Raw genomic sequence first — 22802 nt, forward strand, 5'->3', positions numbered from 1 at the left:
GGACTATAACCAAACTAATAGATTTAAAAAATACATATATGGTTGAATTAGCAGGTATTATAATTTTAGGAATTTTAGCGCAGTGGGTTGCATGGAAGTTTAAAATCCCAGCTATTTTACCTTTAATTCTAATTGGTTTATTTGTAGGACCTGTAGCTGCGGAGTTTTTTAGTGCAGATGGGAGCAAATGGATTGAACCTATATGGAACGGTAAAAAAGGATTGTTCCCAGGTGATGGTCTTTTTTACTTTGTATCCTTAGCCATTAGTATTATTCTTTTTGAAGGAGGATTAACCTTACGAAAAAGTGAAATAGCAAATGTAGGTCCAGTGATTACTAAACTAATAACTTTAGGGTCAGCAGTTACCTTTTTTATATCTGCAATAGTAGCAAGATATGCTTTTGATTTAGGGTGGGAAATATCAATGCTTTTTTCAGCTTTAATTATTGTAACTGGACCAACGGTAATATCACCTATTCTAAGAAATATTCCTTTAAAGAAAGATGTAGCAGCCGTATTAAAATGGGAGGGAATTTTAATAGATCCAATTGGAGCACTTGCCGCTGTATTAGTATTTGAGTTTATAAGCGTTGGAGGTGGAAGCGGCTTTACAATTACTGCTTTAATGGAATTTGGTAAAATCGTATTATTCGGATTAACATTCGGGTTTACCTTTGCACATGCTTTAATAGCTATTATAAACAAAAAGCTAGTACCACATTATTTATTAAACGTAGTATCATTATCTTTTGTACTGTTTGTATTTGTATTGTCAGATTTATTTGCACATGAATCGGGATTATTATCGGTGGTAGTAATGGGAATGGTAATAGCAAATAGTAAACTTAAAAGTTTTGATGAATTATTATACTTCAAAGAATCACTATCCGTATTATTAATATCTATTCTGTTTATTTTATTAGCAGCTAATATGAATATGGATCAATTACAATTGGTATTCAATTGGAACGCTGTTTATGTATTCTTAGCCGTAGTATTTATAGTTAGACCATTAGCTGTGTATTTAAGTACTTATAATTCAACATTAAAATTAAATGAGAAACTATTTATAAGTTGGGTTGGCCCAAGAGGTATTGTTGCGGCAGGTATTGCTTCTCTTTTTGGAACAAAACTAATGAAACAAGGCGTTGTAGGAGCAGAATACATTACACCATTAGTGTTTATGATTGTACTAGGTACGGTACTATTAAATGCTACAACAGCTAGAATGTTTGCAAAACTGATAGGCGTATTTTTAAAGAGCTCAGAAGCGATAGTAATTATTGGTGCTGCAGATGCGGCTAGAGTAATTGCTAAATATTTAAAAGATAATGGAAGAAGAGTTGTACTATTGGATCAAAACAAAAGTTATATTGAAGAAGCTAGAGGCTTAGGAATTGAGGCTTTTGATATTGATATTTATAATGATAGTTTGGATGAACGAGTAGAGCTAAATGATGTTGGTTATTTAATAGCGATGACAGGTAGTGATGAAGTAAATAAATATGCCATTAACCAATTTTCTGGTATTTATGGAGAAAGAGGGAATTATAGGTTAGCTACGTTAAATGAAGTGAAAGATAACGAATCAGAGAATGAGGATATGCTTTTTACATTAAAAGACGATTATATAAGTATTAATGAAAGCGCTAGAGATTATCCTTTAATACATGAAGTAAAAGTTAATTCTACAGAAGAATATACAGAAAAACTAGCCGTAATTAATGAAGAAGAGAAAGCAATTCCTCTTTTTATCAAAACTAAAGAAACAATTGATGTAATTCCTGAGGTAGATGCCGCCCAAATTAATGGCACAAGTAGTATTGTTTACTTGGGGAAAAAATTAGAGGTCTAAACCAAAGGTAGTTTTAAGTTTTTCTAATAAAGGGTTTTTTTCCTTTAATTTTTGATATTTTTCTTGAGGAGTATAAGCAAACTTCTTTTCAACAGTAGCATTAACGGTTATTACAATTTGAACACCGTAATTGTTTAGTTTTTCACGGATAAAACGCAGTAATTTAGGCTTGCCTTTATCTAATTGCGTTTTCATTAAATCATTAGGTAAAGAAAAAGCAACCTGAAAGTTTTCACGCAATTGAGGCTCTCCAGATGCTATAATAGCTGCAATACTTCGTTCTCCCATATCTTGCAATTTAAAATAATACTTTTTCCAAGCATCTTTTAAATCCTCTTGAGTAAAAGGAGTTCTTGGGTGGTTGTCATAGTTTTCCTCTTCAGTACTACCTTTAAATTCTTTTTTCTGATGAATGCTTTTTAAAGATAAAGCAGAAGTTCTTCGTTTAATGTTTTTTAATAGAGGTTTTTCACTCTTTTCTGGTTCTTTGCCAGTTTCTTGAGAAGCTACATTTATGTTTTTAGAAACAGCAGCAGCAGCTTGTTGTACAACTTCATTAACTTGTTTTGAAGATGTTTTTGGTTTAGCAGGTGATAAAGTCGTAAAAAAAGTAGCAGGGATTATGTAGTTGCTAGATTTTTTTTTTGCTCCATCAAAAGTGATAGAGGCAATTTGCATTAAAGTAAGTTCTACCAGCAATCGTTGGTTTTTACTTCCCCTATATTTTAAATCACACTCGTTCGCCTTATCAATAGCAGGAATTAAAAACTGCATGCTAGCTTTAGTAGCCTGTTCTAAATATTTCTTTTTAGTTGTATCTCCAACTTCTAAAAGAGCAACAGTAGCCCCATCTTTGGCAACTAATAAATCTCTAAAATGACTTGCTAAACCATTAATGAAATGATGCCCCTCAAAACCTTTAGATAGTACGTTATTATAAGCCATTAAAACTTCAGGAATCTTATTTTCTAATAACAAATCTGTCATTTGAAAATAAACATCGTAGTCTAACACATTTAAGTTTTGTGTTACAGCCTCTCGAGTTAAATTATTACCAGAAAAACTAACTACACGGTCAAAAATAGAAAGTGCATCACGCATGGCACCATCTGCTTTTTGAGCTATAATATGTAGCGCATCATCATCAGCAGTAATATTTTCCTTAGCACATATAGTTTTTAAATACTCTTTAGCATCAATAACACCAATTCTTTTAAAGTCAAAAATTTGACAACGAGATAAAATAGTTGGTATAATTTTATGCTTTTCAGTAGTTGCTAAAATAAAAATAGCATGAGCTGGCGGTTCCTCTAATGTTTTTAAGAAAGCATTAAAAGCTGCTTGAGATAACATATGCACCTCATCAATAATATATACTTTATATTTTCCCGTTTGCGGAGGTATTCTAACCTGATCTGTTAAATTACGAATGTCATCAACGGAATTGTTAGAGGCAGCATCCAATTCAAAAATATTGAAAGCAAAATCTTCATCGTCTGTCGTAGCATCTTCTTGATTAATACGCTTAGCTAAAATACGAGCACAAGAAGTTTTACCAACACCACGAGGACCTGTAAATAATAGAGCTTGAGCTAAGTGATTGTTTTTTATAGCATTTTCTAACGTATTGGTAATGGCTTGTTGCCCCACCACATCTTCAAAATTTTGAGGACGGTATTTACGTGCTGATACTATAAAATGCTCCATGAATTTCTATTATTTATGTCAACAAAAATAGAAAACCCTAAAAAAACAAACAAACAAAATTAAATCCATAATGATAAAGTTGTAAACAAGTGTGAGAAGTAACACCAATTGAATATTGTCTATGAAAGTTATCATGATTTGGTATCAGTCAATTTATCAACTATAATTTAGAAAAACAAAAGCCACACCTAAAACATGGCAGTGGTGTGGCTAAAATAGTTAACTAATTCAATTTTATTAACGAAATTAAACTCAGGAGAAAGCTACATATTAATTGTAATAAATGGGTAAATGGTAAGTTATAAAAAGGTAAAGTTCAAAAAAGCTAGATCAAGGGGATATAGCAAAATTTTAAGGGAAATGTTGCCTATTTAATTACGACGTAAAATTAGGTAAGTTCATGTTTTTAATAAATAAATTTTATGCTGTAAAAGTATAAAGTAAATATTTTGAAAATTAAGATTTTTTAGATTTTAGAGGTAATTTGTATAAGAAGATAAAGTAGTAATTTAGCAATATACAAAACGATATATTTAAAATTAAAAAGTTAGTCATGGACTTATTTTCTCAATTTGAAGCATCACCTAAAAATTTATTGCCTAAAAATGGAACCGTAGTTTATTATGGATTGGTGTTGAATTCAGAAAAAGCAAATTGGTTTTATGAGCATTTATTAGAAAATATTGAATGGCGTAATGATGAGGCTATTATTTTTGGAAAACGAATGGTAACTAAACGCAAAGTAGCTTGGTATGCTACACACCCTTTTGAATATTCTTATTCCAATACCACCAAAGTAGCATTGCCTTTTACTGAGCAATTGTTAGAATTAAAAAAATTAGTAGAAAAACAAACAGAAGAAACCTATAATTCTTGTTTGTTGAATTTATACCATGACGGTTCAGAAGGAATGGCTTGGCATGCTGATGGAGAGAAAGACTTAAAAAAACACGGAGCTATAGCTTCCTTAACTTTGGGGGCAGAAAGAAAATTTGCATTTAAACATAAAGAAACAAAAGAAGTGGTTTCATTAGTATTACAGCATGGCTCTTTATTGGTAATGAAAGATGAAACCCAGGACTTCTGGTTACATAGATTACCACCGACAAAGAAAATTCATAGAGCAAGAGTAAATTTAACATTTAGAACTATAGAGAAGGGGGTAAGTTGAAGATATACCTAATTAATTATAGTTGTTGAGTTTTTTTATAGAATTTTCAGCTAGTTATAAAAACATAAGGGGATTTAAAGTATGTCTTATAGAAAAAATCCCTTTACCTGTAGTAAAGGGAATAAAAATTGCTTATAACTTGTTTTCGTTTAAATGTTTAATAGCTTCTAGTAAAACAGAATCTTTATTTTCTATGTAGTCTTTGTAAGTTGTTTTTACTTTTATGTTGGGTTGAATTCCATATCCTACAAACTCTCTTCCATCTGAATAGATTTCTTTTTTAATACAGATTTTAGCAGAACCATTACCAGGTAGTATAAAAGACATTGGCATTCCAGTAGTTCCAGCTGAGGCTTCCCCAACTCTTATCATATGCTTTTGATTGTCTGTAGCTACCAAAAAATCTTCAGCAGAGGATGCAGTTAAATTACTTGTTAATATGGCAGTTGGAATAACAATACGATCTTGTTTTGGAATAGAATTTTCTATTGTGTGAAAAGGAATTTTATAAAAGTAACTGTCTTTAGCGGTTAAATAAGCTCTACTTAGCATTTTTCTATTTTCAGCACTTCCTTGCAAAGTATCTTTAGCTTTAATGCTATAGTATTCTCCGTAATGTTCAAAAAGAGGGTTGTAATCTAATATTAATGATTTAGCGGTGTTTATTTCATTGTCATAAGTTAAATGTTTTAAAATAGCATGAGCATAGGTAGAGTTTCCTCCTAAATTCTTTCTTAAATCAATAATTAATTGTTTAGCTTTTTTAATCTCTGGTAACTTTTCTAAAAATAAAGAATAGATTTTTCCATCACCAAAACTATTTAATGAAACATAAGCAGTTTGATTTTTAAGCCATTTAAAACTAAAAACACCTTCATCATTACTACGTTTATGCATTGCTTTTTCAGTAGCGGGCATAAGTGTTAGTTTTTGGAAAAATGTTTTTCCTTTAGGTGTTTTAAACCTTACATTAAATGTGGTTCCCTTAGGTTTATGAAAAAGAAAAGAAACAGCTAAAGCATCTAATAGGTTTTCAGTATTAGAAGAAATATAAGGTTTTATAAATTGATTAAGGTATTGATTTGTTGGTATTCCGTTAACTTCAATAATTTCAGTTCCAAGAGGAAGTTTTTTTCTCTTACTTTGGTTTATCTGAGTTATAATAGCTTTTCCTTCAATGTTTTTTAGAACAAATTTAGTAGCTCCAAATTCAGCATTTATTAAAAAAGTACTGATAGTACTTGGAAATTCAATACTAGTATGCCCATCTTTTAAACTTGCAGCAAACTTTTGTAATAGGAGGTAATACTCGTAGTCATTTTTTGTATTCTGTACTTCTTCAATCAATTTTTTATAATCAGAATCCCATTTTTGTTTGTCTATTTTATTGAGATAAGCAAAATTAAAATTTACCTCATTCCAAAATTTTGACAATCCATAAATTTTTTCGGTTCTAGATATTGAGTTCGGGAGTTTTGTTTGAGCATATAGGTTTGATAGCAACAATAAACCTACTAAAAAAGAGAACTTTTTCTTCATAATATTTGAATTATATAGTTTTAATTATTGTACGTAACAAAAGCAATTAATTGATGGCTAAAGTAACTAAAAAAAGCAAACCCATTATCTAAAAAATAATGGGTTTGCTTTTTGGGAAAATGTACATTGTTTACATTTCCATTGAGTGATAAACTTGATTCACATCATCATCTTCTTCTAAACGTTCTAATAGTTTTTCAACTTCTTCTTGTTGTTCAGTAGATAACTTAGTAGTAGTAGTAGGAATTCTTTCAAATTCAGAGGAAACAATTTCAATTTTGTTGTCTTCTAAATATTTTTGAATAGAACCAAATTGTTCAAACGGAGCGTATAATAAAATACCATCTTCATCTTTAAAAATTTCCTCAACTTCAAACTCAATCACTTCTAATTCAAATTCTTCTAAATCCATGTTTAAACTTTCTTCGTTAATTTTAAAGTTTACTACATGGTCAAACATAAACGCTACAGAACCTGAAGTTCCTAAGTTACCGTTACATTTATTAAAAGCAGCTCTAACATTGGCTACCGTTCTATTATTGTTATTAGTAGCTGTTTCAACTAAAACCGCTACACCGTGTGGTGCATATCCTTCAAATAATACTTCTTTATAGTTTTCAGTATTTTTATCAGATGCTTTTTTAATAGCACGTGCAATATTGTCTTTAGGCATGTTAGCTGCCTTTGCATTTTGAATTACTACACGTAAACGAGAATTACTTTCAGGGTTAGGTCCACCTTCTTTAACAGCCATTACAATGTCTTTACCAATACGAGTAAAGGTTTTGGCCATTGCTGCCCAACGCTTCATTTTTCTTGCCTTTCTAAATTCAAATGCTCTTCCCATTTCTAAATTATTATGTTTTAGTGCCTGCAAATGTAACTATTGCAGGAAAGTTTTACAATTAAAATCGTTTTTTGAATAAGAGTTCACCATCTTCTTCTTTGTAAGCTTTCCATGTGCCTACTTGAACTCCTTTTTTAAATTTACCAGTTATTTTGGTTTGTCCGTTTTTATAATACTCAGTGTAATCACCATGTTTCAATCCGTTTTTTAGTTCAACCTCAAACTTAACCTTACCATCTTCGTATTTTTTTATAAACTCAGAAGCGCTTAAATCTGTAGGAAATATTTCGGGTAGTATAAAAACATTCTCTTCAGTCATTACCAAAGTGGTATCTTTTTTCTTTTTTAATTCTTTTAGCAATTTATTTTTTAGGTTTTTATCAGCAGTTAATTCTTTTCTAAGGTTAATAGGGTTTTCATAGGTTAGTGCTAAGTAGTTTTCAAAATGTGTGCCTTCAGAAACTAATTGCAAACCTACTTGAGAAAAAGAAATAATGTAGTCTTTATTTTTATGGATTTGAGTACGCGTTTTTCGATCGGTAAAGCTTAGTAAATCTTCATATACATAAGGCGTATTTATGTAAGCAAATAAGCTGGTTTTGTCATCAAACTGGTCATTGAACTCTAAAAATTTCTGACTAGAAGCTAAGGTATAACCAATTAATTGTGTATTAATAATTTCTTTTAATGTGTTTGGACTATTGCTAAATATTACATATTCATCTATAATTGTAAAGTATGGTTTTTCCATTTTTTCAAATAAATTACCAGCTAATATTTTAAAGAAACCTTTAAGATCTAAAAAATTAATCTCATGATTTTTGTAATTAATCTGTTTGAACTTTAAAGGTGTTTTCTCTTTTATTTGGTTTAATAGAAATTGTAGGTTTTTCTTAGCGTTATCAATATCGTTGGCTTTTAAAACAACAGCAACATCTTTTTGTTTTTTAGAGATAGCATCATTAATATGTAGTAGGGCAATTTCAGTACCAATCCAACTAAAAACATGTTCTTTTAAATTAATGTCTAAACGATTTTCAATGGCCTCAACTTGCTGTGTATAGGTTTCAAAATTTTTAAAGTTTTCTTCTTTAATTTCTTCAAAATTTTCATGAAACTCTTCAAAGCTATCAAAAGCAAAACTTAAATACAATGCCGTATTTTTAGGTGCAATTTTGGCAATACTTCGTTTACCTTTACCAGATTTTTGTAAAGCACGTAGGTAGCTTTCTGAAGATAAATCAAAATTGGTAAATCCTTCTGCCTGAACTATGGTGCTTTCTTTTAAACCGATATCAAAGCCAGAATATAACCAAGTTTTTTCTATAGTATTTAATGCATTTGAATTTACTTTATTTGAAAAACAAGATAAATATTTTTTTAAGTATTTGTATTGCACAAAAAGTTTGAAAAAACCATCTTCAGGAGTTTCTTTGTTAATTTCAACAAAATTTACATCCCTTCCAATTACAGGGTTTGTATATTGCTCAATAGATTTTTCTACTAATACATGTGTATAAGAAGCTATCAACTGATTTTTTATAAAGGCAAGGTATAAGGTTTCACGTTTTTTTTTATCGTATAACTCTGTTATTTCATGCTCTTTGTATTGTCTTTTGGTAACTTTAAAGTTATCACCAGCTAATTTAGCAATAGAATTTTTTAAAAAACGAAGTTTAGATAGTTTTTGAAGATCTAATACATAAAATAGACCATAGCTTTTAGGCTTATATACATGAATTGAGATTAGTAAATCACGCTCACCAACTAAATCAACCAAGTCTTTTTCCTCTTTAAATGTTTTATCTAAGTTGTTTAAGTTTTCTGTTACTTTACTAAAATAATTGTTTTTTTGAAGATGCTTCCAAATATTACTATTACTAACTTCATCCCAAGTATCAATAGGTCTTTCCGTATCAACAATAAAAACTGCATCATCAGGAATTAAGTAAATAGGATTAATGTTGTCTTCACTAGCTGTAGTAAAAAGATATACCTGATAAGCTAAAAAAGCCAGTATTAAAATACTAACTCCAGTAATAAGTTTTTTTCTCATTCCTGATGATGTGTTTTATGGTTAGTTGTTAAACTTGTATAACGCCTAAGTTAAAAGGTTTTTCAATAGGAGCGTGGTCAGCAGCTTCTATTCCCATAGAAATCCATTTTCTAGTGTCTAAAGGATTTATTACAGCATCCGTCCATATTCTAGCCGCTGCATAATATGGAGAAATTTGTTTGTCGTATCTAGATTTTATTTTGTCAAACAGTTCCTTCTCTTTTTCAGGAGTAATTTCTTCTCCTTTTTTCTTTAAAGAAGCAGTTTCTATTTGAAGTAATACTTTAGCAGCAGATGCGCCACTCATAACTGCTAATTCAGCACTAGGCCAAGCAGCAATAAGTCTAGGATCGTAAGCTTTTCCACACATAGCGTAATTTCCTGCACCGTATGAGTTTCCTATAACAATAGTAAATTTTGGAACCACAGAGTTACTTACAGCATTTACCATTTTAGCGCCATCTTTAATAATGCCACCATGTTCAGATTTACTTCCTACCATAAATCCAGTTACATCTTGTAAAAATACTAAAGGAATTTTCTTTTGATTACAGTTGGCTATAAATCGAGTAGCTTTATCGGCAGAGTCATTGTAAATAACACCACCAAATTGCATTTCTCCTTTTTTAGTTTTTACCAGTTTTCGTTGATTAGCAACAATTCCTACAGCCCAACCATCAATACGAGCATAACCCGTTATAATAGTTTGTCCGTAACCTTCTTTATATTGTTCAAATTCAGAATTATCTACCAATCTTTTTATAATTTCAAGCATGTCATATTGTTCATGACGTGCTTTTGGAAGGATGCCAAAAATATCATCTTCTTTTTCTTTTGGAGGAAAAGCGTCCTTTCTGTTAAAACCAGCTTTGTCATAATCTCCAATTTTATCTACTATATTTTTAATAGTATCTAAAGCATCTCTATCATCTTTGGCTTTGTAGTCAGTTACACCAGATATTTCACAATGTGTAGTTGCGCCACCTAAAGTTTCATTATCAATAGTTTCTCCAATAGCAGCCTTAACTAAGTAGCTTCCTGCTAAAAATATACTTCCCGTTTTATCAACAATTAAAGCTTCATCACTCATAATTGGAAGGTACGCACCACCAGCAACACAACTTCCCATAACAGCAGCTATCTGGGTAATTCCCATACTACTCATTACAGCATTGTTTCTAAAAATTCTTCCAAAATGTTCTTTATCAGGGAATATTTCATCTTGCATAGGTAAGTAAACACCTGCGGAATCTACTAAATAGATAATTGGCAATCTATTTTCTATAGCAATTTCTTGAGCACGTAAATTCTTTTTTCCAGTAATAGGAAACCAAGCTCCAGCTTTAACAGTAGCATCATTTGCTACAACAATACATTGTTTTCCTTGAACATATCCCATTTTAACAACTACACCACCAGATGGACAGCCACCATGTTCTTGGTACATATCTTCTCCAGCAAAAGCGCCAATTTCAATAGAATCTTTAGTATCATCTAATAAATAATCAATACGCTCACGAGCAGTCATTTTTCCTTTTTCATGTAATTTGTCAATGCGTTTTTGTCCACCACCCAATTTTACTTTGGCTAATTTTCTTTTTAAATCGGATGCTAAAAGTTTATTATGATCTTCGTTTTTATTAAAGGTAAGGTCCATATAAAGTTATCGTTGTTTGTAAGCGATTGCTAAAATAATAAATTAGGCTATAATGTTCAATGGTTGTGTTAATGAGTTATGAAGAATAAGTGTTTAATATTTCTTCTACCGCATTGGCAATAGCATCATGTTGTTTTTGCCTTTCAATTTTCCATGGTTCAGCAACTCTTTCTTCGCAATTGTTAATTGTACAGGTTTCACAGGTAATGCCTACTTTTTGGTTTGTAAGATTAAGGTCGTTACTAAACTTTAAGTTCTTTTTTAAATGAGGAGATAAAAGCATACCAATAGAAATACTCCTGTTTAATTCTTTTTTAAAAGGATCAGGAGTTGCAGAGGATAATACTAAATATTCATTGGCAGAATTATCATAAGAAGATATTTGAATACCAAATGAAGAATTACTTTTGTGCTGTTCTAGCTCTTTTATTGAGTTTATAGATACCCATCTTCTACAATAATGCTCATTGTTTCTGTTTGCATGTGGTGTTTGCTGTTGAGTAATGTGTAGCTCTTTAGTGAGTTTGTATTTTGGCGAGTTAACCTTATGCGTAAATCGTAAAAAAAATAAGTTTTTAATATGAAAAAACTTAGGAAGTATATTCGTCAAACGTTGGTAAAATGATTCAGCAGAACAATTATAACGTTGCATTATTTGGTGAAAAACTTCAGTATTCCATGTTTCATTCTTAAAAAATATTTTTAACTCGTTAACTAAATCTTTTTTAGGAATAATAAGTGCCCCAGCAAAATAAGAAGCTATAAAATTATTTAAAACCTGCTCAAAACTGTCAAACTTCACCCAAGGGAAAGTATACAGTCGATGTTCTATTTTTAGAAAATTATAAGCAATTTCTTTAGCGTAAATAAATGTTTTTTGTGCTTCAGAAATATCCTTCCCAATTAGTAAAATGTTTTTATTAGGAATGTAAATATTTCTTATCTCTACTAGGTTTGTATGTTTAGAAAGTTCTTCTGTATTGATGATATAATTAAATTCTTCAATTAAAATTTCTTCTAAATCATTAGCACTGACTTTATTTTCAAGATTAATATGATACGCCTTAGCAAATTCTTCAACCTGAGCTTCAATCTCATCAAAATAGTTGTTATGTGCTTCTTGATAAGAACGTAAGGACGCTAAAAAAAAGCTTTCTCTAGTTAGATTATAATTTTGAGCTATTTTAATGATGGTACTTATAAAAGCATTGACCTTGGCAGGAGCGTTTGCAATTATATCTATCAAGTTTTTTTCCTGTATACCAAATAAATCTAAAGGAATTTCTTTTAAAATTTTAGATTTTAAGATCTCTCCAATAGGGGCTAGGTTTTTATCTAGTTTTAAAGAAACCATATGATCATAAGGAACATCTAAGCAATCAGATAATATAGCTATTTTATCAGTTTTAGGATACTTTTTTCCTTTTTCTATTTCATTTAAATAAGATTTTGACAATCCTGTTAGTTTGGCTAAACCAAATAATGAAAGTTTCTTGTCTGTACGTATTTGCTTGAGTTTCAGTCCAAAAATTAAACGAATGTATTCATCTTCTATATGCATAAAATCAAAGATAAACATGTTTAGCGAATTATTAAAATTTAAAAACTTTTAAAAAATAGCGAACGTTCGCTTGTGGAGTTCAAAAATATTTTATAACATTGTAGTGTCAAACTTTAATACGATAATCATGGATGCAATAACACTATCTACAGAAATTAATTTAAAAGGTTTTGAATCAGAAAACTATTCTGGTATTTTAACAGAAGAAGCGTTACGTTTTTTAGTAGCCTTACATAATGAGTTTAATAAAAAAAGGATCGCTTTATTAGAGGATAGAAAGATCTATCAAGCATATTTTGACGCTGGAAATTTTCCAAACTTTCCAGAAGAAACAGGAGATGTTAGAAATGGAGATTGGGTTTGTGAACCTTTACCTGAAGATTTATTAGACAGAAGAGTAGAAATTACTGGACCTGTAGATAGAAAAATGATTATTAATGCTCTGAACTCGGGAGCAAAAACATTTATGGCTGACTTTGAAGATAGTAGTTCCCCATCTATCCAAAATATGTTAAACGGACAGATTAATTTAAAAGATGCTGTAAATAAAACGATTTCTTTTTATGATCATAAAAAGAATAAAGAGTATAAACTGCATGGAGATACGGCGGTTTTATTAGTACGCCCAAGAGGTTTGCATTTAGAGGAGAAGCATATAGAAGTTAACGGGACATTAATGAGTGCTTCTTTAGTAGACTTTGGGTTGTACTTTTTCCATAACATTAAAAGATTACTAGAACAAAACTCAGCTACATATTTCTATTTACCAAAATTAGAGCATTATTTAGAAGCACGTTGGTGGAATGAAGTATTTGTATTTGCTCAAGAATATTTAAGCATTCCACAAAAAACAATTAAAGCAACAGTTTTAATTGAAACCATTACAGCTAGTTTTCAGTTGGACGAAATCATTTTTGAACTCAAAGATCATATGGCTGGTTTAAACTGCGGACGTTGGGATTATATTTTTTCCTATATCAAAAAGTTTAGAAATCATAAAGACTTTTTAGTTCCAAACAGAAGTCAAGTAACCATGCAAACACCATTTATGAAAGCGTATTCTTTAAAGGTTATTCAACATTGCCATAAAAGGGGTGTGCATGCAATGGGAGGAATGGCGGCTCAAATTCCTATTAAAAATAATGAAGAAGCTAACTATTTAGCTTTTGAGAAAGTTAAAAAAGACAAAGAAAACGAGGTGAAGAATGGGCATGATGGTACTTGGGTAGCGCATCCGGCATTGGTATCAGTGGCAATGGATATTTTTAATACTTATATGCCAAAAGCAAATCAATTAGATAGAAAGTTGGAAGCATTACATATTACGGAAGAACATTTAGTAGAACAACCTAAAGGAACTATTACAGAAGAAGGAATTCGTCAAAATATTAATGTTGGAATTTTATACATCGAAAGTTGGTTAATGGGGAATGGAGCTGCTGCATTGTACAATTTAATGGAAGATGCCGCTACGGCTGAAATTTCTAGAACACAAGTATGGCAATGGTTGCATAAATGTGCAAGTTTAGAAGATGGACGAGTTTTAACAAAAGAACTATACAATACCTTAAAAGAGGAAGAAATTTATAAAATAAAAGGATTGATAGGTAAAGAACGTTTTGAACAAGGTAAATTTAAACTGGCTATTGAATTGTTTGATAGCTTAGTGTTAACGGAAGAGTTTGTTGAGTTCTTAACTTTACCAGCATATTCACATTTATAAAAAAACAAAAGCCCTCAAATGCGGCAACATTTACAGGGCTATTACAATTATCAATTAAATTAATAATGTATAATCATTTGCAAAATTATGAAAAATATAGCACAAACTAGTTATAGTTCTGCACTAGAAACTGTAAGAAACCTTAAAGAAAAGTACGGAAGTACTTGGAATGCAATTGCTCCAGAAAATGCAGCTAGAATGATGGCTCAAAACCGTTTTAAAACAGGATTGGATATAGCCAAATATACTGCAGGTATTATGAGAAAGGATATGGCAGATTATGATAAGAACCCTTCTAACTATACGCAATCATTAGGCTGTTGGCACGGTTTTGTAGCGCAACAGAAAATGATTGCGGTAAAAAAACATTACAAGACAACTGACAAAAAATACTTGTACTTGTCTGGATGGATGGTTGCTGCTTTGCGTTCTGAGTTTGGACCACTTCCTGATCAATCTATGCATGAAAAAGTGGCTGTTCCAGCACTTATTGAAGAGATATACAGTTTTTTACGACAGGCGGATGCAATTGAATTGAATGATTTATTTAGAAGACTTGAAAATGGAGAAAATGTACAAGATGAAATAGCTAATTTTGAAACGCATGTTGTACCTATTATTGCAGATATTGATGCTGGTTTTGGAAATGAAGAGGCGACTTATTTACTAGCTAAAAAAATGATTGAAGCTGGAGCTTGTGCTATTCAGATAGAAAATCAGGTATCTGATGCTAAACAATGTGGACATCAAGATGGTAAGGTAACGGTACCGCATGAAGATTTTATAGCTAAACTAAACGCAATTAGATATGCTTTTTTAGAACTGGGAGTGGACAATGGAATTATTGTGGCTAGAACCGATTCTGAAGGTGCAGGATTGACTCAAAAATTACCAGTAAGTAAAGAACCTGGAGATTTAGCTTCAAAATATTTGGATTTTGTGGCTTGTGAGGAAGTTAACATAGAGGAAGTGAATAATAATGAAGTGCTATTAAAAAGAGAAGGAAAACTAGTGCGTCCTATACGATTGGCTAACGGATTGTATAAATTTAAAGAAGGTTCTAATATTGATAGGGTAGTGTTGGATTGTATTACAAGTTTGCAAAATGGTGCAGATTTACTATGGATTGAAACACCAACACCACATGTAGGGCAAATAGCACATATGGTTAATAGGGTTAGAGAAGTAGTTCCAAATGCAAAATTAGTTTATAATAATTCACCATCTTTTAATTGGACATTGAATTTTAGAAGTCAGGTATATGATACCATGTTAAAAGAAGGGCAAGATATGGCTTTCTATGATAGAAATAATTTAATGGATGCTAAATATGATGGTTCTGAGTTATGTAGAAGAGCAGATGAAAAAATTAGAACTTTTCAAGTTGATGGAGCGAGAGATGCAGGGATTTTTCATCATTTAATTACCTTACCAACGTATCATACTACAGCACTTCATATGAATGATTTAACAGAAGGATATTTTGGAGAAAATGGAATGTTAGCTTATGTTCAAGGTGTTCAACGTCAAGAAATTCGTAAAGGAGTATCTTGTGTAAAACATCAGCGAATGGCAGGTTCTGATTTAGGTGACGACCATAAAACGTTTTTTGCAGGTGATAATGCATTGAAAGCAGGAGGAGCAAAAAACACGTCAAATCAGTTTGAAACTTCTGAAAAGAAAATTAAAAAAACTCCAAATGGAAAACCAGTAATGGCATAATTTTTAAGATAAAATGCTCTAATATATTGTAGGAAGAATTTCTTTTTACCATAGGCTAAGTAGTTAAATAGTATCAAAGAAAGAATATAGTATTTATTGTAAGTAATAAATGTATATTATTTTGAAGTTGAACTCCATTCAAATTATAAGAATGGAGTTCGTTTTTTAGAGTGTTTGAATAGCGGGTATTATGTATTTAGATTTAATTTCATTTTAATATCACATCTGATATATGGACAGTTAGGCTCAACTGGAACTTCAATAAAACCATATTTTCGATATATATAAATGGCATTTTCTAATTTTTTACTAGAGTATAATATTAAACTTGGAAAATCATTTTCTCTTGCAAAATTAATACAGTGCTGCATTAGTTGTTGTCCAATTTTGTGTCCTCTATATTTTGGAGAAACAGCCATTTTTGTGAGCTCAAAAGTATCATCTTTAGGCATCAAGGCTACAGTACCAACAATATGGTTATCTCTTTTAGCAAAGAATATAAAGCCTCCTTTATTTATAATATATTCCTTAGGCTTGCTCAAAACTTCTTCGTCATATGGTTCAACATAAAAAAATGTTTTCAGCCACTCTATATTCAAATTATAAAAATGCTGTGCGTGTGTATTTTCATAGCTTATTATTTCAATGGTATTAGTTCCCTTTGTCATTTGTATATGTTCTAGTATTGCAGTGCTAAAATTTTTAGTATTAAATTTCTCTTCGAGTATATTTAAGTGCTCTATTAGAGAATTTGAAGATATAGCGGTATAATTTTTAACCACTGTTTCTATACTTTTCCAAATAGGAGTAACTTTTTCAACTAGTAGTTTTCCTTCTTCGGAAAGAAAAATTATTTTTTTTCTTTTATCCTCTTTGTCTTCTTTTAAAAAGATTAGTTTTCGTTTTAATAACTTATTTAATGTTTGAGTTACTGCAGGTTGGGAAGTTTTTAAACTATGTTTAATTTCACTGTTGGTAACCCCTTTTTTATTCATTATAATTTTAAAAGTAGGGAATAGGTATGGATCAAAGTCTATATTATAAGCATTGTAAACTATCTGTGTTTCACGCATCATATATTCACTAACTCTTTTTAATCTAGAGCCCATTCCCAGCTCGCCAATTCCTGTTAATACATCTATCATAATTGCAAATATAATAATTTATATAAGTGATTATGTATTTTGTTTCGATTTTTACTAACTCAATAAAAAAATAACAATAATGTTGTTTGGTAGTACTATTTAAAACAAGAATCCCAAATTATTACCTAGATTTAACAAAAGCATTTATTAATTCATTTTTTATTGTAAATTTGAGTTTTATGTCTAACCCAAACCAAAAAAATATGGCAGAATCAACTACGTTAAACGAAACTGTAAGTGTTAATGGAATTACATTAACATTGAAAGATTTTAAGCAATTTCAGCAAGCGAACATTCCAAAAGAAAACAAACCAACTGGCCCTTTAGTAAATGTGTCTGATTTAGAAGGAACAACAGATACGCCTTATACGGTAACCGTATTAGCTTATGTACCATCAAATCCAGAAGGAGGCTTCGGATCTGTAAAAAACAGATCAGGATTACAACTACCTGCCAATTTTGAGTTGTTTTTAAATTACGATGGTGTAGAAGTGGTAACTACTACCGATAGAAATAAAAACCGACAATTGGTAGATTGTAGAAACTTTTTAGTAGAGTATAGTTGTAATGAAACGCAATTTGATGCTTACGATTTGTATTATATTCAATTTGAGTATTTATTAGATGACAAAACACTTCCAGTAGATGCAATTTTAGTACGTGACAAAGACGATGATCCTGAAACGGATAGAGGAACAGTAACTTCTCCTGTGGATGGTGATTAGTATAAATAACTTTTCTATATCTAAATTAACTTTTTTGTTATTATTTATGTTTTTCAAAGGACATGGGCAAAATGAAAAAGTTAATTTAGATTTAGAATTACTCTTAAATAAAGCAGATAGACTATGTTTAAAGAATAAAAAAAAATCATTCTGTAAGTCTATTAACTTTTACAAAAATGAAGAGTATGATTCATGCTATGCATATAGTAATAGATCACTTTTAGAAAGTTTTAACGAAGAAGAAAATGATATATTGAATTATATTCAAGGTACTTCCGCTGTTAGAAAAAAGCTCTATAAAAAAGCTTTAAGTAGTTTTTTGGCAATTTCTGAAAATGAGGAGATGAGTAGTTTAAAGCTACATAAATTAGGAAGAGTTTATTTGAGTCTTAAAAAATATGATGAATCAATTTTTTATTATGAAAAGTGGAATAAAAACAGCTCAAGTACAACCTTAAAATTAAGAAAAGCGTCATATCATAATTTAGCACTTTGCTATATTCATAAAAAACAATATGGTAGAGCTAAAAAATACTTTAAAAAAGAGTTAAATTTAATTCAAAAAAAAGATACTGCTTCTTTGATTAGAGCAAAAATGGAATTGGCCAATGTATACTATAACCAGTATCTAGACGATGAAGCTATTCCATTATTTGAGGAAGCTTATGAGTTAGCTAAATCTTTTTCAAATCTTCAACTGAAAGAAGATACTTCGAAAAACATGGCAGTGGTGGAGCGCAATAGAAAGCGTTATAAAGAAAGTGTAGCTTATTATAGAGAGTATAACAAATGGAAAGATTCTATTTGGAATAGAGATCGTATTTGGGAGTTAACTGAGCGTGACAAAAAATTAGCTTTAGCACAAAAACAACAAGAAATAGCGTTACAAGAAGAAAAGTTGAAGCGTCAAAAAGTTGTACAGAATAGTTTGTTAGCTGGAGCTTCTGGGTTATTATTATTTATAGGAGGATTAGGTTTCTTTTATAGAAAGCTTAAAAAGAAAAATAAACTGATAACAAAACAAAAGGAGGATTTGGATGTGGCTAATAAAACCAAAAACTATCTTTTCTCTGTGGTTTCACATGATTTACGTTCTCCAATTAATACAATAAAATATCAGCATGAAACTTTAAGAAAGCATGTACAAAATGAGGATTTATCTGCCATAAGAGAAGTTTCTGAGACGGCAATTGCTGTTACTGAAAGTACCAGTCATTTATTAAATAATGTGTTGCATTGGTCCTTAGAACAAAGTAACCAATTATTATTTGAGACCAAAGAGTATGCTTTACGTCCTTTAGTGGAGCATGTTTTACACGATTATGTTTCTCTATTAGAAGCAAAGGGTATTGAGTTAACTTCTAGTTTAGAAAATAATTTGGTAAAGGTAGATAAGGAGTCTATAAAAATTGTAATCCGTAACCTTATAGATAATGCCGTAAAATATATGGGAGAATCTGGAAACATTGCAGTAAATACTGGAATACATTCTGATAGCATAGCTTTTATAAGCATTGAAGATACTGGAATGGGAATTTCTCCAAAACGATTGGAAAAAATTAATGCTTTACAAAATTTAAGTATTGATAAAATAGATCGCTCAAAAGGTGTTGGATTAGGATTGTTACTTTGCCAAACCTTGATTAAAAAGAATCAAGGTTCTCTTGTTTTTGAAAGTGAAGTAGGTAAGGGGACGAAAATAACAATTCTTCTGCCTAGTATTCCAATATAAAAACGATGAATTTTTTTTAATTCATCGTTTAATAATATTTATATTTTTGAAATTATCGTTGAATGTACACCCAACCTTTTTGAGTTTTACTTAAAGAATCGTTTCCAAGTTTTAACACATAGAAATAGGTACCTACAGGTAAGTTATTATCTCCATCTACAGTAACTCTTCCGTTAGATTTTCCTTCCCAATTGTTTTTGTAATTATCAGTTTCATATACAATGTTTCCCCATCTATTAAATATCTCAAGGTTATTGTTTTTGTATTGTTCCAATCCTTCAAATACTAATGTTTGATTTACATTATCCCCATTAGGTGTAAATATTAAGTTCATGTCAGCTAGTTCTCCATCAGGGAATTCAGAGCCAAAAGTTATGATTGTATAATCATCAGGAACAAATTCATTAGATGTAAGTTTACCAGTTGTATTTGTACCCTCTACGGAACTTCTTCCAAGATCAATCCATCTACCTTCAATTTTACTCCATCCTACAACTCTTAAAAATTGAATACTTTCACTAATTGTGTTAATTTGACTTTTATCATCCCATGTAAGTGTAATTTTAGTAGGCTTTGCTCCATCTAAATCCCAAAATTCATGATTACTTATATTATTTAAAAAAACTTGTTTTTCTGTAGTTGTAAATTGCTCTGTAAAGTGAGTTGGAGGTGTATTAGGGTTATTAAAATAATAAGCGCCTTTATATGAGTTGTTTGTGTTTTCAGAAGGAAGAATCATTGGCCTTAATCTATTATCATCACCAATAGGAAAAATAAATTCTCCTTGATTTAGAACTGAAGCATATCCATCAACATACCTTAAATTATCTTCTCCAACATATAACTGATGATTAATATAATCTAAAGAAACATCAATTAGGTTTCTTGGGGTGTATATTCTACCATTTACAAAACTCATTTCGTTAGTAACACCTATAGAAGTGTGTAGCTCTACGTCATTTAAAGCATCTATTTCTAAGTTATGGAAAACAGCTCTATTATCACCTGAAATAGCTCTTAATTCGCTATCACTGTAAAAGCCAGCTAAGCCTAGATTGTCATTGTCTAATGATCCATCATTAATAAAATCTGTGTGAAATCCAATATTTGCATTTTCATGTAACTTAACGTTACCAAAATTATGAAATGCTGTTTGTGCATTGTTTGAAAATGGCATAAGGGTTACCATTATCAATATAGATAAAAAATTTTTCATAATACCCCCGTATTTGTTTATAATTCTTTATTATTTAATATTACATTCAAAAATCAAAATGTTGTTTTACGTCAACAATATTTTAAATTATTTATTAGTTTCATTGTTTTATCATTATTTGGTTACAGTTCAAAAGTATTTAAACTTTTGAGTTTTTTTGATTATGTTTCGATAAATAGCAAATAACTACCGTTAAGCTGTCGTTAAATAGCGTTATTTACATGTTTTTTTATTTTTTGCTTTAAATTATAGGTCACTATTAATAATAATTATACAAGTTTAAAGTTTGCAAAAATAGATTAAAAAATAATAATGTGATGATTTTTAGTGTATTAATGTTTACTTGTAGGCTGTGTAGAGAACTACTAAGCTTTCATTTAATATATCATTATCTCTATTGGTATTTCCAGAAGAACCAAGCCCATAACTTACATTTAAAGTAAATCCATTACTATCAAAAGTAGATAGAGAGGCTGTTATGGTACCTAAATTTTGTGCATTTTGGTTACCATATCTTAATCCAATACATTGTGTATTGGAAGAATATCTTGAAATAGAATTGATAGAGCTTCCGCTTCCTCCAATATATATGGTGGCTTGGGTTATAGAACTAGTATCTTGTCTTGCAAAACCATGTGTTGTACCAAATGCATTTTGCAATGTAGCGGTATTTAACCCTGCTGAACCTGCTGAATTGATATTAAAAGCTTCAATATTTGCATGAGCTTTAAATGTAATTTGAGAAGGTTGGAAGGGGAGCATATTTTCTATATGATTAAAAGAGGTAGCTGTAGTGCCACCAGGAGCATTAATAATGAAAAAGCTAACATACACATTTTGATCAGTTAACATTTCTCTCCAACCAGAAGATGTGTATTCGACTAATCTATCTTTAACAGTGTCAAAAGCTAAACTTCCTATTTCAGGAGAACTTATATTATTTAGTTCTGTAGTTGTTGCCTTAGCTACTCCCATTAAAGACATTTCATCAACTTGAGCTTTAGCTATTAAGTTAAAAAATAAAATAATAATAATTGTTAGGGGAAATTTTCTCATTGATTTAAAATCTAAATATTTGTTGCCATACAACACCATCGCTTTGAACCCATAATGTTCTATTGCTATTTATTCTAGTAGCATTAGCATTATTTTGGTTTACATAGGTTGATATTGTTCTATTAGCACCAGATATGTTTTTTATAACATAAATTCTACCAGTACAGGTATTAGCTGTAGGTAATACAATAGTTTGATTACTTAATAATATTATAGTGAAATGATCTTCTGTTAGTGTAAAGTTACCAGTTCCATTAAGTCTTAAAATAGATTTAGAAATAGAACCTTCTACTTGAAGTGTTGAATTGGCAATATTAAAGCTAGCCTGAGAATCGTCATAATCACTGTCTACTGGTACTTCTGAGGTGTTTATATTAATACCAAATCTTGTTTTAGCTGAAGCTGTATTATTGCTTCCTTGAACTCTGAAAAGCTCTTTATGAAATTGTCCATTTCTATAATCGTATCTTTTAAAAATGATAGGTTCGGCTCCATCATCTCCAATAATAAATTCTAAACGACCATCATTAGCTGGACCACCAGAGCCAATTTCAAATAGATCGGTTCCTCCAGTACTTCCTTTTAGTCTAAAGCTACCATTAGTAGTAGTAAAAAACATAGGTTTATAAAAGGAAGCTCCCGAAGCGGCAAATTGTAAGGCCGCTACATTTCCATTACCATTTAAATGAACTAAAGGTTGATCATTATCTGTATAGTCAGGGAAATTTTGATACAAGCCTAGTGTTTCTCTTCTACCAAATTCAAGAATAGGTAAGTTGTTAGATCTTATTTCCATTTTTATGTCATCAATAGTACCAAGGAAGTTAGTACTAGTTAGGCCAGAGTTACCTGTTGTTAACCAATTAGTTCCGCTAGTGGAAATCCATGTTGTACCATTGAAAATAAATAAACCTTTTTGTTCAGTATTATAAAGTAAAGATCCTTCTTGAGCACCGGTTATAGAAAACATGTTTATATTGGTTGTTACTGACGGTATTCCCATAACAGAGCCAGCGTCTAATTGACTTTGTACTGAATAGTTTGTACAAATAAATGTTAAAATTGAAAGTAATATTTTCTTCATATACT

16 protein-coding genes are annotated in these 22802 nt (G+C 30.6%); 6 read left to right on the top strand and 10 right to left on the bottom strand.

Going from position 1 to position 22802, the window contains the following annotated elements; all coding sequences use genetic code 11:
• The first annotated feature begins 38 nt into the window (after nucleotides 1–38).
• The gene (locus ABNT65_RS03660; protein WP_348702880.1) at nucleotides 39–1856 is read left to right on the top strand and encodes a cation:proton antiporter; all 1818 of its coding nucleotides are present in this window, start codon (nucleotides 39–41) and stop codon (nucleotides 1854–1856) included.
• Here ABNT65_RS03660 and dnaX read toward each other — a convergent pair.
• A complete protein-coding gene (gene dnaX, locus ABNT65_RS03665) occupies nucleotides 1845–3563 on the bottom strand; it encodes a DNA polymerase III subunit gamma/tau (RefSeq protein ID WP_348747197.1) in 1719 nt (572 codons plus the stop codon). The genes ABNT65_RS03660 and dnaX overlap by 12 nt on opposite strands.
• 553 nt (nucleotides 3564–4116) lie before the next feature.
• Between dnaX and ABNT65_RS03670 the strand changes: the two genes are divergently transcribed.
• Nucleotides 4117–4734: an alpha-ketoglutarate-dependent dioxygenase AlkB family protein gene (locus ABNT65_RS03670; RefSeq protein WP_348747198.1), complete on the top strand. Its 618-nt coding sequence runs from the start codon at nucleotides 4117–4119 to the stop codon at nucleotides 4732–4734.
• A gap of 132 nt (nucleotides 4735–4866) precedes the next feature.
• On the opposite strand, the gene ABNT65_RS03675 is transcribed toward ABNT65_RS03670, so the two are convergent.
• The 5 genes from ABNT65_RS03675 to ABNT65_RS03695 form a co-directional block, all read right to left on the bottom strand.
• On the bottom strand, nucleotides 4867–6273 hold the full coding sequence (locus ABNT65_RS03675) for a S41 family peptidase (protein WP_348747199.1): 1407 nt from the start codon (nucleotides 6271–6273) through the stop codon (nucleotides 4867–4869).
• A gap of 130 nt (nucleotides 6274–6403) precedes the next feature.
• Entirely contained in the window at nucleotides 6404–7120 is a 717-nt protein-coding gene (locus ABNT65_RS03680; protein ID WP_348702876.1) for a YebC/PmpR family DNA-binding transcriptional regulator, read from the bottom strand.
• A 58-nt stretch (nucleotides 7121–7178) separates the two neighbouring features.
• The gene (locus ABNT65_RS03685; protein ID WP_348747200.1) at nucleotides 7179–9176 is read right to left on the bottom strand and encodes a DUF3352 domain-containing protein; all 1998 of its coding nucleotides are present in this window, start codon (nucleotides 9174–9176) and stop codon (nucleotides 7179–7181) included.
• A gap of 28 nt (nucleotides 9177–9204) precedes the next feature.
• A complete protein-coding gene (locus ABNT65_RS03690; RefSeq protein WP_348702874.1) occupies nucleotides 9205–10833 on the bottom strand; it encodes an acyl-CoA carboxylase subunit beta in 1629 nt (542 codons plus the stop codon).
• A 76-nt stretch (nucleotides 10834–10909) separates the two neighbouring features.
• Nucleotides 10910–12412, bottom strand: a complete 1503-nt coding sequence (locus ABNT65_RS03695; RefSeq protein WP_348747201.1) for a helix-turn-helix domain-containing protein — start codon at nucleotides 12410–12412, stop codon at nucleotides 10910–10912.
• A 109-nt stretch (nucleotides 12413–12521) separates the two neighbouring features.
• On the opposite strand from ABNT65_RS03695, the gene aceB reads away from it, so the two are divergent.
• Entirely contained in the window at nucleotides 12522–14117 is a 1596-nt protein-coding gene (gene aceB, locus ABNT65_RS03700; protein WP_348747202.1) for a malate synthase A, read from the top strand.
• Nucleotides 14118–14204: 87 nt separating this feature from the next.
• Complete coding sequence (locus ABNT65_RS03705) at nucleotides 14205–15839, top strand: isocitrate lyase (protein WP_348747203.1); 1635 nt, start codon at nucleotides 14205–14207, stop codon at nucleotides 15837–15839.
• Between the two features lie 188 nt (nucleotides 15840–16027).
• Here the strand turns inward: ABNT65_RS03705 and ABNT65_RS03710 are convergent, their stop codons facing one another.
• Nucleotides 16028–16984: a helix-turn-helix domain-containing GNAT family N-acetyltransferase gene (locus ABNT65_RS03710; RefSeq protein ID WP_348702870.1), complete on the bottom strand. Its 957-nt coding sequence runs from the start codon at nucleotides 16982–16984 to the stop codon at nucleotides 16028–16030.
• 203 nt (nucleotides 16985–17187) lie between these two features.
• Between ABNT65_RS03710 and ABNT65_RS03715 the strand changes: the two genes are divergently transcribed.
• Complete coding sequence (locus ABNT65_RS03715; RefSeq protein WP_348738105.1) at nucleotides 17188–17709, top strand: hypothetical protein; 522 nt, start codon at nucleotides 17188–17190, stop codon at nucleotides 17707–17709.
• Nucleotides 17699–19441 (top strand): tetratricopeptide repeat-containing sensor histidine kinase, encoded by a 1743-nt coding sequence (locus ABNT65_RS03720; RefSeq protein ID WP_348747204.1) that lies wholly within the window; start codon nucleotides 17699–17701, stop codon nucleotides 19439–19441. The genes ABNT65_RS03715 and ABNT65_RS03720 overlap by 11 nt, the downstream gene beginning before the upstream one ends.
• A gap of 52 nt (nucleotides 19442–19493) precedes the next feature.
• Here ABNT65_RS03720 and ABNT65_RS03725 read toward each other — a convergent pair whose 3' ends face one another.
• The 3 genes from ABNT65_RS03725 to ABNT65_RS03735 form a co-directional block, all read right to left on the bottom strand.
• Nucleotides 19494–20657: a gliding motility-associated C-terminal domain-containing protein gene (locus tag ABNT65_RS03725; protein WP_348747205.1), complete on the bottom strand. Its 1164-nt coding sequence runs from the start codon at nucleotides 20655–20657 to the stop codon at nucleotides 19494–19496.
• Between the two features lie 339 nt (nucleotides 20658–20996).
• Complete coding sequence (locus tag ABNT65_RS03730; protein ID WP_348747206.1) at nucleotides 20997–21713, bottom strand: hypothetical protein; 717 nt, start codon at nucleotides 21711–21713, stop codon at nucleotides 20997–20999.
• A 4-nt stretch (nucleotides 21714–21717) separates the two neighbouring features.
• Nucleotides 21718–22797 carry a hypothetical protein gene (locus ABNT65_RS03735; protein WP_348738110.1) on the bottom strand — a complete coding sequence of 360 codons (1080 nt, stop codon included), beginning with the start codon at nucleotides 22795–22797 and terminating at the stop codon, nucleotides 21718–21720.
• Nucleotides 22798–22802: the final 5 nt, after the last annotated feature.

Source organism: Tenacibaculum sp. 190524A02b, assembly GCF_964036645.1.
In the GTDB taxonomy this organism is placed as follows: domain Bacteria; phylum Bacteroidota; class Bacteroidia; order Flavobacteriales; family Flavobacteriaceae; genus Polaribacter; species Polaribacter vairaonense.